General features: G+C 71.6%; 8 protein-coding genes. 1 reads left to right on the top strand and 7 read right to left on the bottom strand.

The genetic code is table 11. The features are described 5' to 3' along the window. Positions 1 to 39: 39 nt before the first annotated feature. On the bottom strand, positions 40 to 1464 hold the full coding sequence (locus tag IT371_16995) for a sigma 54-interacting transcriptional regulator (protein ID MCC6749364.1): 1425 nt from the start codon (positions 1462 to 1464) through the stop codon (positions 40 to 42). Between the two features lie 78 nt (positions 1465 to 1542). Continuing rightward, the gene (locus IT371_16990) at positions 1543 to 2841 is read right to left on the bottom strand and encodes a CHAT domain-containing protein (protein ID MCC6749363.1); all 1299 of its coding nucleotides are present in this window, start codon (positions 2839 to 2841) and stop codon (positions 1543 to 1545) included. Positions 2842 to 2963: 122 nt separating this feature from the next. Between IT371_16990 and IT371_16985 the strand changes: the two genes are divergently transcribed. Beyond that, positions 2964 to 4022, top strand: a complete 1059-nt coding sequence (locus tag IT371_16985; protein ID MCC6749362.1) for a class I fructose-bisphosphate aldolase — start codon at positions 2964 to 2966, stop codon at positions 4020 to 4022. 39 nt (positions 4023 to 4061) lie between these two features. On the opposite strand, the gene IT371_16980 is transcribed toward IT371_16985, so the two are convergent. The 5 genes from IT371_16980 to mtaB form a co-directional block, all read right to left on the bottom strand. Further along, positions 4062 to 6788: a hypothetical protein gene (locus IT371_16980; GenBank protein ID MCC6749361.1), complete on the bottom strand. Its 2727-nt coding sequence runs from the start codon at positions 6786 to 6788 to the stop codon at positions 4062 to 4064. 35 nt (positions 6789 to 6823) lie between these two features. After that, positions 6824 to 8956: a hypothetical protein gene (locus IT371_16975; GenBank protein ID MCC6749360.1), complete on the bottom strand. Its 2133-nt coding sequence runs from the start codon at positions 8954 to 8956 to the stop codon at positions 6824 to 6826. 181 nt (positions 8957 to 9137) lie between these two features. Beyond that, on the bottom strand, positions 9138 to 10556 hold the full coding sequence (locus tag IT371_16970) for a hypothetical protein (protein ID MCC6749359.1): 1419 nt from the start codon (positions 10554 to 10556) through the stop codon (positions 9138 to 9140). Between the two features lie 10 nt (positions 10557 to 10566). Further along, positions 10567 to 11502 carry a 3-hydroxyacyl-CoA dehydrogenase family protein gene (locus IT371_16965; protein MCC6749358.1) on the bottom strand — a complete coding sequence of 312 codons (936 nt, stop codon included), beginning with the start codon at positions 11500 to 11502 and terminating at the stop codon, positions 10567 to 10569. Further along, positions 11499 to 12815 (bottom strand): tRNA (N(6)-L-threonylcarbamoyladenosine(37)-C(2))-methylthiotransferase MtaB, encoded by a 1317-nt coding sequence (gene mtaB, locus IT371_16960; protein ID MCC6749357.1) that lies wholly within the window; start codon positions 12813 to 12815, stop codon positions 11499 to 11501. The genes IT371_16965 and mtaB overlap by 4 nt, the downstream gene beginning before the upstream one ends. Positions 12816 to 12822: the final 7 nt, after the last annotated feature.

Genomic DNA, 12822 nt, shown 5'->3' with positions numbered 1-12822 from the left:
TCAGAGGGCTGTCAGAGTCTGACGGTCAGGGTCTGGCGCTCAGGCACCGCCGCGGAAGCGCTCGAGGCTGATCTGGAGCCGCTCCACCCAGCGGTAGAGCTGGCGCGGGCTGGTGCCGAGCTGGCGCGCGGCCTGGACCATGTTTCCGCCCGCGGCCTCGAGCGCCTGCTCGATGCTCGCCGCGTCGGGGACGGGCACGCCGCCGGGGGCGGTGACCTTCTGCCGGTTGGCCAGCTCGGGCGGCTCGGGCGACTCCGATGGCCGCGTCTCGTCCCCGTACCTCGTGTCGGCGCCGCTCGACGGGCCGAGGGGGGGCAGGTGCTCGAGCTCGATCGGGCCGTCGCCCGCGAGGGCCGCCGCGGTGCGCAGCGCCTCGCGTAGCTGCCGGATGTTGCCCGGCAGCGGTCCCCCGAAGAGCGCGCGGCCGGCGGCGGAGCGGATCGCGGCCCGGGTGACTCCCACCTGTCGCAAGAGGTGCGCCGCGAGCAGCCCCAGGTCCTCGCGCCGTCGCGCGAGAGGAGGGAGCTTCGCCACGTAGCCCGCCACGCGCTGCAGGAGGTCCGCGCGAAAGCCGGTGCCCGGCTGGTAGAGGTCCCGATTCGTGGCTGCCACCACGCGGAGGTCCAAAGGCAGGCTCTCCGTGCCGCCGAGCGGCGTCACCTTGCGCTCCTCGAGCACGCGCAAGAGCTTGGCCTGCGCCTCGGGGCTCAGGTTGGCCACCTCGTCGAGAAAGAGGGTGCCGCCGTCGGAGAGCGCGAGCTCGCCCGTGCGCGTCTCGGCGCCGGTGAAGGCGTTACGCCGGTGACCGAAGAAGGTGGACTCGAAGAGCGGGTCGGGGATCGCCCCGCAGTCGATCGCGCGCAGCGCCCCCCGCCGGCCGCTCCGCGCGTGCACCTCCTGCGCGACGACCTCCTTGCCCGTGCCGGTCTCGCCGAGGATGAGCACCGACTGCCCCGTGGGCGCGACGCGATCCAGCTCCGCCGAGAGCGCCGCCACCTCGGGAGAGTGCGTGCGCGTGGGACCGAGGAGACACGGCCGGCCAGCCAGCACGCGGTCGGCCTGCGCCTCGTCGACCACGCGGAAACAGAGCAGCGTGTGTCCGAGCTCGAGCAGGTCACCGTCGGAGAGCGGCCGCTCGCTCTCGAGCCGCATCCCGTTCAGAAAGGTCCCGTTGCGGCTCTTCTCGTCGATCAGCACCGAGAAGGTGGGCTCGCTGCGGATCGTGGCGTGGCTGGCCGAGGTGCGACCGTCCGCCAGCGCCAGCCGATCCTCCCCGTCGGAAACGGCTGCAACCCCCTCCTCGGCGCGACCGATTCGCAGGCTGGTGCGCGGGAAGAGCCGCACGGTCTGCGCCACGTCGGCGAGGAGGTCGTCGTACAAGAGGATCACGGTCAGCAGCCGGGCCTGCGTCCGGCTCGAGGTGTTGCCGGTGGTGACCAGCGTGCTGCGATCCGTCCGGCCCATTCCGTCACGCTACCATCGCCGGTGAGCAGCGCTCAAGGCGCGGGTCCGCCGCCCGGCGCGGGTCCGCGCGGCGAACGCCTATCGCCACGCCCCGTAGAGCGCGTAGGCCCCCCAGTACCGCGGGTGCGGCGGCACGAGGCGCCGGCGCCACTCCCGCTGCGCGGCCGCGAGCGCGCGTCCCGCGCCGACCCGCGGGAGGTCGCGGTAGAAACCGGCCAGGAGCCGCGCGGAGAAACGATCCTTGACTGTCCAGGAGGCCGCGAGCACGGCCCGCGTCCCCCCCGCGAGGAGCCCCTCGACCAGGCTGGTGCTCGGCACGCGCCGCACGCCGTCGCGAAAGCGCGCCGGGTAGGCTGCGGCGCAGGCCCCGAGCACCGCCACCGCCGCCGCCCCGGGCTGCGCACCCAGGCTGGCCACGCTCACCGCCCGACCGCCCCCCGCGAAGACGAGCTCCGGTGCCCGCCCCGCCTCGAAGCCCGGCAGCCCGTGCCCCGCGAAGTGCACGAGCCCGCCGGGCGCACCGAGGGCCCGCTCGAACCGCTCGGCCGTCGCGTTCTCGCCCTCGACGCGCTGGAGGCGAAACCCGGCCCTCTCGATCGACGCCAGCTCGTCCCGCGCGCCCTCGAGCGGGAACTCCTCCGTCGCCCCGCGATAGCGCGGCAGCAGCGCGATCGCGCTCTGCCGGAGCCCAGCCGCCGGACGCAGCAGGCCGAGGCACGGCGCCTGCGATACGGCTCGCTCCTCCACCACGAAGCGGAGCGGCGCGAGCGTCTGCACGAGCGCGTGAAAGGGCACCGCGCGCAATAGCCCGTCGGGGAGCACCACGAGCTGCGTCACCCCCTCGAGAACGGGCGTCGCGTCCTCGAGCAGCTCGCGGTCGAGCGCCCGCAGCCGGCGGAAGAGCTCCTCGGGCCGCTCCGCCTCGCCGAGCTCGAGCTCGTCCCGCGCCCCGATCACGGCCGCCTCGATCCGGGCCAGCGGCCGCGCCGGCAGCGCCCGCACCTTGCCCTTCACCAGGAGAAAGCGATGCAGCTCGCCCCCCCGCACGACGAGCGAGAGCAGCGCCTCCTCCGGCCGGAGCGCGGGCAGCGACGGCACCCTCCCCTCCCGCAGCGCCGCGAGCGCCTCCCCGCGAAAGCCCGCCGCGGCGAGGGCCGCTCCGACAGCGCGGCACTTCAGCGCCTCCCCGAGACGAAGCGCGAGCGCCGGGTCACGCTCCCGCGCGAACGCGAAGCGCGCGTCCAGCTGTCGGTCGCCCGTCGGTGAAGGTGCCGCTCCCGGATCTCGACGGCACCCGGCGCCGGCCAGCGCCAGCGCGAGCACGGGCACGAACGCCAGCCCGACGACCCGGCGAGAAACGACACGAAGCGAAGTCACCGGGGCAGTGTACCGCGCTCGCCGCACAGCGACTCGCCTTCCCTCGCCTTGCCTCGCCTTGCCTCCCGGGGCAGCGGGGTGTAAAAACGCCCGGGTTCACGCCACCGCGGGAGGAGAAGATGATGAACATCGGACGAATCACCGAGCTGCTCGGCAAGGAGTCGGACAGCTTGCTGACGCACGTGTGCAAGGGGATCCCCAAGGAGCAGCTTCACCTGCCGGGGCCGACCCACCTCGACGAGATGTTCGGGCCGTCGGATCGCAACGGGCAGGTGCTGGTCAGCCTGCAGCGCCTCTACGCCGGGGGACGGCTCGGCGGCACGGGCTTCGTCTCCATCCTCCCCATCGACCAGGGGATCGAGCACTCGGCCGCGGCCTCCTTCGCGCCGAATCCGGCCTACATGGACCCGGAGAACATCGTGAAGCTCGCCATCGAAGGCGGGTGCAACGGCGTGGCCTCCACCCTCGGCGTGCTCGGCCTCGTGTCGCGCAAGTACGCGCACAAGATCCCCTTCATCGTGAAGATCAATCACAACGAGCTGCTCACCTACCCTAACAAGCACGAGCAGATCCTCTTCGCGCAGGTCGAGCAGGCCTGGAACATGGGGGCCGCGTGCGTCGGCGCCACGATCTACTTCGGCTCCGACGACGCGGGGCGAGAGATCGTCGAGATCTCGGAGGCCTTCCACCACGCGCACGAGCTCGGGCTCGGCACGATTCTCTGGTGCTACCTGCGCAACTCGGCCTTCACCAAGGACGGCGTGGACCACCACACGGCGGCCGACCTGACCGGGCAGGCGAACCACCTGGGCGTGACGATCCAGGCCGACATCATCAAGCAGAAGCTGCCCACCCATAACGGCGGCTACAACGCGCTCAAGTTCGGCAAGACGCACAAGCTGGTCTACGACAAGCTCTGCACCGAGCACCCGGTGGACCTCGTGCGCTGGCAGGCCGCGAACTGCTACATGGGCCGCTGCCCGCTCATCAACTCGGGCGGCGCCTCGAGCGGCGAGGGGGACCTGGCCGAGGCCGTGCGCACGGCGGTGGTGAACAAGCGCGGCGGCGGCGCGGGGCTCATCTCCGGGCGCAAGGCCTTCCAGCGGCCCATGAAGGAGGGCGTCGAGCTCCTCCAGGCCATCCAGGACGTCTACCTCTGCAAGGACGTCACCGTCGCGTAGCCGGCACGCCGGCCCCCCCGGGCTCCCCCCCCCGAACGCCTACTTCCAGCGGAACGCGAACGACACCTTCTGCCCGGCCGCAAACGCGAGCGAGGCCTCGACCTGGTCCGCGCCCCCCGCGGGCACCTCGACGCGCTTGCCGGCCACGAGCGCCTCGACGACCTTCTGCCCGCGCGGCGCAGCCAGGGTGAGCACGAGCTCGCCGCCGTTCTGCGCGCGGTACTCTCCGATCGTCTCCCCCCCGCGCGTGGCCAGGCGCAAGAGCTTCGTGTCGAGCGTGAGCTGCGCGGGCACGCCCGTGGGCTGGATGCGCAGACCTCGGCCGTAGGGCTCCACCCCCGCCACGCGCAGCGTGCCGAAAAGGTACATCGCGTCGGGGTTCATGTTCATCACGGGCCAATCGGTCATCGGTGTCGCGACGCTGGTCCACGCCTGACCCGACTTGGACCAGGTGCCGTCGGGACCCGACCAGATGCCGAACCAGACCTCGGGATAGGTCCGGGCCTTGGTCGCATAGGACTGCCGCACGAGCGACTGCCACGCCCGCTGCGCCTCGCGCTTGGTGTAGGCCCAGGTCATGAGCTGCGAGACCCCCGGCCAGACCTGTCCCCCGGCGGTGAGCGGCGGGCCGAGCGGCGACTTCTGATCCAGGTCCCCGTAGACGCGGTCGAGGACCTTCTGTTCCTGCTCCGCGGAGAGGAGCCCGGACAAGAGGCCCCACGGCTGCGCCTCGAGGTCCACGCTCCCCGTACCGAGGTGCACGGGCTGGTCCTCTCGGTCCCGCAGCCAGGCGCGCGCGAACCACTCCCCCTGGAACTCGGCGCGCGCGGGGGCCTCGAGCTCCTCGGCGTAGCGCCGCATCCGCGTCGCGAGGGCCGCGTCCTCCCGTTCGATGAGCGTGGCCAGTCGCGGCAGCACGTAGAGCGCCATCTGGGTGTTGGGCACCGACTCGCCGTGCTGGATCGTGCTGGCCGTGTCGAACTTCGTCTCGTCCTGCCAGACCACGCCGTCCGACCAGTCCCCGTCCCCCACGCGAATAAGTCCGTGCTGCCCGCGCCCTACCACGGTGATGAGGTGCTCCACCGCGGCGCGGACGTGGTCGAGCACCGTGTACCCCGCCGCCCCCGGCGCCGGCGCCGCCTCCCGCGGGTGGAACCGCACCTCCTCGGCGAGAAAGGCGCGGTCCCCGGTGGCGGCCAGGTACTCGGACATCGCCAGCATGAAGAAGAGATCCAGATCCGACGGATAGCGGTGCGCCACTGCGTGCTCGAGGACGCCGTGTCCGTGGTAGGCGTAGCTGATCGCACCGTCGGCGGCCTTGGTCATGCCCATGATCAGCCGCAGGTTGCCGCGCGCCAGCTCGGGACGCAGGTAGACGAGGGGCAGCGCGAAGAGCGCCTGGTCGCGCGGCGCGCCGTCCAGCCCGTGCAGGTAGAGATAGGCCGAGCCCTGCGGCGTCATGAGGGTCTGGAAGTAGTCGAGGGTCAGGGTGGAGGAGAGCAGGTAGTAGGCGTGCCACGGAATCTCGCGCGAGAGCTCCGGGGCCTCCGGCGAGGCGAAATAGGCCACCTGCTGCTTCCAGTGGAGTTGCACGGCGGTGAGCGGATCGACCTTCGGGTCCCGGTGGCGGTCGAGCACCTTCAGGTCCTTGCCCCCCGGGAGGTAGCCGAAGGCGAAGCGGAGCTTTCGCGACTCGCGCGGCCCGAGCGCGAGGTCGTGCCGCATCACGAGCGAGGTCGGCTGTCCCCACGCCGGATGCAGCGGCAGGATCTCGCCCTGGCGGTCGAGCGACGCGCCGTCGGGGCTCGCCGGCCCCCCTTTGCCGTAGAAGGCCTTCTGATCGGTGTAGACCTGCACGGGGGCCTCGCCGAGCGACGCGAGGAAGATGGGCTGCGGATAGTGGTTCGTGGAGGAGACCTCGCCAGGGGGCGGTCGCTCCTCGCCCGGCCGCAGCAGGTACTCGGCCATCAGCACCCCTGTCTCGAGCGTGACCCGCTGGTCGAACGGCGTGTTGAGCGCGTTGCGGCTCGCGTCTCCCGGCGCCGCCAGAGGGCCCGTGCGCAGCTGCTGGAACTTCAGCTGGTGGCGGTTCGCATCCCAGACCTCGTAGTGACGGAGGTGCCGCATCGTGGCGCTCAGGTTCTCCACGACCACCTCGTCGACGAGGAGCGGATCGTCGCCCGGCGGCGCCACCACACGCCGCGTGACCCGCACCCCCTCGTGCTGCGTGACGTATTCCACGTAGCCCATGCCGAAGGTGCGACGCGCCTGCGCCCCGGCGGGCCGGTAGCGGTAGGCCGTGTTCCACGCGCGCCCTTGCTCGCCGATCACGCTGAAGCCGCCGCCGTGGTTGCCCGCCGCCGCGTCGATGCGGTTGTGGAGCGTCACCCCGCGCTCCTGGCTCGCGAGTATCACCTGCCCGTCGTTGGTCGCCACGCCGTTGACGCGGTCGTTGCCGAGCTGGTGCAGGTGGTCGCGTCGGTCGTCGGACTGCGAGTGGCGATACCGGGCCCGCGCGTCGGTGAGGTGGTCCAGCGTGTACTCGTAGGCCGGGAGCCCGGCGTCGTCGAGGCGCCAGAAGCCGAAGACGCCGCCCCCCACGCCGCAGTCCGCGAGCGCCTCGGGACGGTCGGCCGGCGCGGCCGTGCAGCTCTTCACCTCGCTCGGGCGCGGGAGGTCTTCGATCGGCGGCACGTAGGGGATGACGGAGTCGGCGCAGCTCGAACCCACCAGGGCGAGCAGGGCGAAGCGGAGGAATCGACGCATCGGCAGCTCTCGGCGAAGGACCGAGGCCGAACCTATCACGGGCGAGGGGCGGACGGGACCTGGGCCTTCTCGACGGCGTGGAGCCGCTGCGTGAGCTCGCGCTTGTACCGCGCCTTCATCAGGCGGTCGGCAGCCATCACCGTGCCCGAGGCGCCGAGCGACTCCACCATCCCCACGCCGGCCATGATGAAGCCGTTGTGCATCAGGCCCAGGCACGAGGCCGTGATCCCCGCCACGGGAGCCAGCGCGGAGCCGACCAGGATCCCCATGCGCGCGGGGTTCGAGAAGTCCTGCTTCATCGCCGCCCACCAGCGCTCGAGCTGGGCGGGGCGGCGGACCTGCGCCGCGAGCGCACGGCTATCCAGCGTGGCGAGCCGCTCGAGGGCCGCCCTGGCCGAGGCCGCGCTCAGCACGACCTTGCCCCCCTCGGGCGACGGCGTGGCGAGGGCCGTCAGGTGCTTCCGCGCGAGGCCCAGGAGCACGGCCTTCTTGCGCGACTCGGGCCAGCCCCGACTCTGCGCCTCGTAGACCTTGAGCTGCGCCTGGAAGGGATCGCTCAGGGCCAGCACCGAGACCTTGTCGGGGAGCTTCCCCTCCTTGAGCAGCACCTCGTAGCCGTGCTTGTACATGCCCACCGACAGCACTGCCGTGGTGAGCGAGAGGGCCACCGCGGAGAAGCCGAAGATCGTGCCCGCCATGAGGTTCTTCCCCTCGTGGAGCAGCGGGTCCACGTGGGTCAGGCCCCAGCTCGCGAGCCCGAATACCGGCACGAGCGGGATGAGCCGCTTCAGCCGCTCCTGCTTGGAGAAGCCCGAGCCGCCGAGAGCCTTCAGCTCGGCCCACTCGCCCATGAGGTCATCGAGCGACCCGGCCACGAACTTGGCCAGCGGCCCGAGGTGCATGAGCTCGAGCGTGTGCGCGGCGCCCCCCACCCAGACCATCTTCTTGATCAGCTGCTGGGCCTCGTGCGTGCGCTCGTCGGCATTGTCGAAGGACATGCGCTTCGCGGTATAGCTTCGCCGCATCCCGTCCAGCGCGGCGTTCAGGCGGCCGAGCTGCCCCTCGAGCGCGGCCGTGCGACCCGGGCCGCTCGCCACGAAGCGCAGATAGTGCGGCACCGCGCGCTCGATGAGCTCGGCGTCGGCCTCGAGGCGCTGTTGAAGCTGCTGCGGGGTCATCCCTTCGGGCGAGAGGAGCCCCATCTCGGCGGCGCGCTTGAGCCCCTGCTCGGTGGGCGTGAGGACCGGCCGCCTCCCCTGCACGAGCTGCGGCAGCCAGGTGGTCACGAAGTTCTCCTGGCTCGCGACCGAGATGCGCGCGATGGCCTCGAGCACGTCGTCGGGGGTGCGCTCCAGCCGCTGAAAGCGCACGTCCACGCCCGACCGCTTGAGCGCGGCGAGAGTGGCCTTGAGCGCCGGCTTCTCCGCGAGCAGCACCTGCAGCTCGAGCGGCAGCATCTGCGGTCGCTCCAGCTCGAGCGTGGCGACGTCGACCGTCTGGATCGCCCGCGCCGCCTTGGTCAGGCGCGCGACCAGTTCCTGGCCCGGGGCGCCGCGACGCGCCAGCCACTGCTTCACGTAGCTGTCCCCGAGGAGGTCGGCCACTCCGACCAGCCCCGGTCGCGCCAGCACCTTGCGCGCTCCGACGAAGGCGCGGGTCTGCGCGAGAAGTTCGGGAAGCTCCGCGCCCCCCAGGTCGCGCGGCAACCAGCCCGGGATCTCGTTCAGTCGGTCCGCGAGAAAGGCCGCATCGCGACGCAGGCTGGCGGGGGTCCGCAGCACGCGCCGCTCGCGCCAGGTCTGCGCGTCCACGGCAAAGACCGCCGTGCGGTCCAGACGCCGCTCCGCGAGCTGTCGCGACGTGGTCGGAGCCGGACTCGTCTCCGCCGGGGTCGCGGCCTCCTCCGCGTGCCACAGGGCCTTGGCGGCCAGAGCCTGCCCGAGCGGATCGGCGGCGCTGACGAGCTTCGTCTTGGCGGACGGAGCGAACCGTCCCGCCTTGAACCACGCGCGATAGCGCCGCTTGTAGGGGGCGACGGCCTTGCCGACCCGCTCTCCGACGCTCGCCTTCAGCTCCTTCAGATGCGCGACGACGCGCGGCTCGGCCGAGGCCGGCCCCGAAAGGGCGAGGGCGAGGAACAGACAGGTCAGGGCAGGTCTCGACCGCATGAAACCGACTCCACGCTCCGGTGAGAGAACCTCCCGCTGGAAATGCACCGGTCATGCCAGGCGGCCTCCCGCCCGAGCGCGTGCGATCGTTTGGTTTTTCCCGCGGCGCGTGTGGTCCGCAGTCGCCACGGGTGGCCGCCGCGATGGCCGCCGGGGCCACGCGCCGGGCCGTCCCCGCTAGCTACGAGTCCCCCCACTGCAGGGTGTAGCGGCCGCACCCCGAGGAGGTCGTCGGGGCGAAGACCCGCACGTCCGCGAAGCCGGAGGTGTCCCCCCCGCCACAGCTCGGACTCAGCTGCACCGACTCGGCAGTCGAACCGGCGTTCGTCGAGCAGCACCCCTTCGAGGCCGGCGTGGGCCCCGGAACGAGGTTTCCCGCGTTGCAGGTCAGGCTGACCGTCGCGCCGTTGTTGCAGGTGAAGAAGACGCACAGATCGTAGTTGGAGCCGGTCGGGACGGAGAGAGTGACCCGCGGCTGCACGTCGCAGAGCAGCGCGCCGTCCTTCACGTCGAACCAGTACCAGTCGAGGTCCGAGGCCGGATAGAGCACCGCCGTCAAGCTGTGGTCCAGGTTCGAGCAGTCGGTGGTGCCGGTGAGGCGCGCGCCCAGGTAGTTGTCGTTCGGCTCGTAGGCGTCGGTCGGGGGCGTGCCGCGACAGACGCCTCCCACGCACGCGTCGGCCGTGGTGCAGGGATTGCCGTCGTCGCAGCTCCCCGGTTTGGGCTGCTTCACGCAGCTCCCACCCTGACAGACGCCGGCGTTGCAGGAATCCGCCACGCTCGAGCAGTTCTTCGGGGTGCCGAGGCACTGCCCCGCCTTACAGGTGTCGCCCTCGGTGCAGGCGTTCCCATCGCTGCACGGGCCCGTCTTGGCCTGCGCCACGCAGCGACCGGCGTTGACCGCCCCGTCGTGGCAAACGTCGGCGAAGCGCGTGCAGTCGAGCTCCACGGCCAGCGTGAAGGCCCCCGCGGCCCCCGCCTCCTCGCTGTCCACGCCGACGATGAAATCTCCGTCCTGCGCCGGAGTGAAGGTCAGCGTGTGGCTCTTGCCGCTCGCCACGACCGGGCTCACCGCTCCGGTCTTGCCACCGCTCGCGCACCCCTTCTCCACCTCGGCCGCCACACACCCCGCGGCCGCGGGAAAGAGGTACGCCACGGCGGCAAACGAAGGGCTGAGGCGAACGCGGTAGTTTTGCCCCGCGAAGAGGCTCACCCGGTAGTAGGCCTGCGGGCCGACGAGCGCGGTCGTGCCGCCGCAGCGGAGCTGTGGAAACTCGTCGAGCAGCGCGACGGTGCTCCCCTGCACCGTCGCACTCCCCGTCGCGAGGGAAACGACCTGCGCCGTGGCGCAGCGCGCGACGGGGGGTGGGCTGTCGGGAGGACGCTGGTCCGCGACGAGGCTGTCCGGCAAAGCTCCGTCGAAGAGCGCCCCATCGGTGGCGTCCGCTCCTGCGTCGGAGCGCCCGTCGAGGAACGCGCCACCGTCGAAGGCCGCGTCCACCGCGCCGTCGTCCCCGGGCGTGGGGTTCACCTTGCCGGTGCTACAGCCCCACGCCCCCAGGACGACGCCGAGAACGACCGTTCCTCGCCTCAACCTCATCGTGCTGCCGCTACTTCACGTGCTCGAGCAGGCTGTCCACGTTCCCCACCAGGTAGTGCGAGAGGTCGCGCGGCTTCGGATTGCGCGGATCGCTCCAGTCGTAGAAGCCCTTGCCCACGGCCGACCCGTACTCGCCCGCCTTGACCATCCGCATCAGCAACAGCGGCGGATAGAGGCGCGGGTCGCTCGAGGCCTGATACATCTCGAGCGCGACGCGCAGCATGGTCGGCGTGCTGACGAAGTCACCCAGCTTGAAGGTCCCCTGCGGGTGGCCGAGGCAGGTGTTGAGCCCGGCGTCCCCGTCCTCGACGGTGATCTTCCCCGCCTCGAGGAGACGCACGGCGTCGATCATCTGCGGGATGAGCAGGCGGTTGACCCAAAAGCCCGGGATGTTCGGCGCGAGGAAGGGCACCTTCTTCATCTCGAGCAGGGCGCGCCGCGTGGACTCCACCGTCTCGGCGTTGGTCAGCCGGCCCGGCACGACCTCCACGCCGGACATCATCGGCACCGGGTTCATCCCGTGCACGACGATCGAGCGCTCGGGGCGTCCGCCGGCCTGCGCCATCACGTCGATGTCGAGGCTGCTCGTGTTCGACCAGAACATCACCTTCGGCGGGAGCTGCGGCAGCATCTCCGAGAGGATGCCGCACTTGAGCTTCATGTCCTCGAAGACCACCTCGAAGAAGACGTCGCACTCCTTGGCCGCGGCCACGAAGGCGGCCTTCTCCTTGTGCACGTGGATCTTGGCCACCGTCTTGGCCACCACCTCGGGGTCCTCGAGCTTGTTCTTCTTGGCCACCTTCCCCGCGAGCTGCTCGCAGAAGGGCAAGGCTCCGGCCAGAATCTCGGCGTTGGCGTCGTGGCAGTGCACGTCGTGCCCGGCCATGGCGCACTGGGTGATCCAGCCCCGGCCCATCACGCCGGTCCCGATGATCGCGATCTTCATGGTGCTCCTCCTTGAGGGTGAGCTGCATCGGGGATTTCGCCCCGCAGATAATCCGCCTCCGCGGCCACGAGGGCCGTCGGCGTAATGACGTTCTCGAGCGCTATCCCCGCGGGAACCGCCGCGCGCACCGTCAGGTACTGATCGGTGAAGCCCTCGTAGCCCCACCGCCCGTCGGGGAGCTCGCGAGGCTCGCCCTCCCAGAGCACGGGGCGCGTCTGCCCCACCGCCCGCGCCAGCAGCGCCGAGCGGAGCTCCGCCGCGAGCTGATGTGCGGCCTGGCTGCGGGCGCGCTTGGTCTCCTCGGGCACCTGGTCGCTCATGCGAGCGGCCGCGGTCCCCTGCCGGCGGGAGTAGGCGAAGATGTGCAGGTGCGAGAAGCGCAGCTCGCGGAGCAGGTCGAGGGTCGCGCGGAAATCCTCGTCCGTCTCGCCCGGGAACCCCACCATCACGTCCGTGGTCAGGTTGAGCTCCGGAATCTGGGCGCGGGCGCTGGCCACGAGCGCGCGATAATGCGCGGCGTCCCCGTGCCGCGCCATGCGGCGCAAGACGGCGTCCGAGCCGCTCTGCAGCGGCAGGTGCAGGTGCGGACAGAGGCGCGGCTCTCGCCAGAGCGAGAAGAAGTCATCGGGGAGATCCCAAGGCTCGAGCGACGAGAGGCGCAGGCGCGGAATCGTCGTCTCGGCGAGCAGCGCTTCGACGAGCGCGCGGAGGTCCGTGCCCAACTCCTGCCCGTAGCCCCCCAGATGGACGCCGGTGAGCACCGCCTCCTTGCGCCCCTGGGCCTCGAGCGCGCGCACGTCCGCGACCACCTCGGCGATCGGCCGGCTCCGCTCGTCGCCCCGAGCCACGGTCACGATGCAGAAGGTGCAGCGGTTGCGGCAGCCGTCCTGCACCTTCACGAACGCGCGCGTACGGCTCGAGCGGTAGAGGTGCGTCTCGCGCGGGGCCTGCGCCTGCGCGGGCATCGTGGCCAGGTCCAGTCGGTCGGCGACAGCCTCGACGAGCCGGTCCTTGTCGCGGTTGGCGAGCACCAGGTCCACGCCGGCGAGCTCGGCCGCCTCCTCGGGGGCCAGCGTGGCGTAGCAGCCCGTGAGCACGAGCTTCGCCGCGGGGTTCTGGCGGTGCAGCCGGCGCACGAGCTTGCGCGATTTCCGCGCCGCCTCGGCGGTGACGGCGCAGCTGTTCAGCACCACGAGCTGCGCCTGGGCCGGCTCGCGGACCACGCGGTGGCCGGCCGTCGCGATCTCGCTCCCCCAGCGTTCGAGCTCGGCCTCGTTCAGCCGGCAACCGAGCGTGGTGAGGTAGACGTCCATCGGGCGG

The sequence above is a fragment of the Deltaproteobacteria bacterium genome (genome assembly GCA_020848905.1).
In the GTDB taxonomy this organism is placed as follows: Bacteria; Myxococcota_A; Polyangia.
Note: the sequence above shows the minus strand (reverse complement) of the source record. Positions and strands in the feature narration are given on the sequence as shown.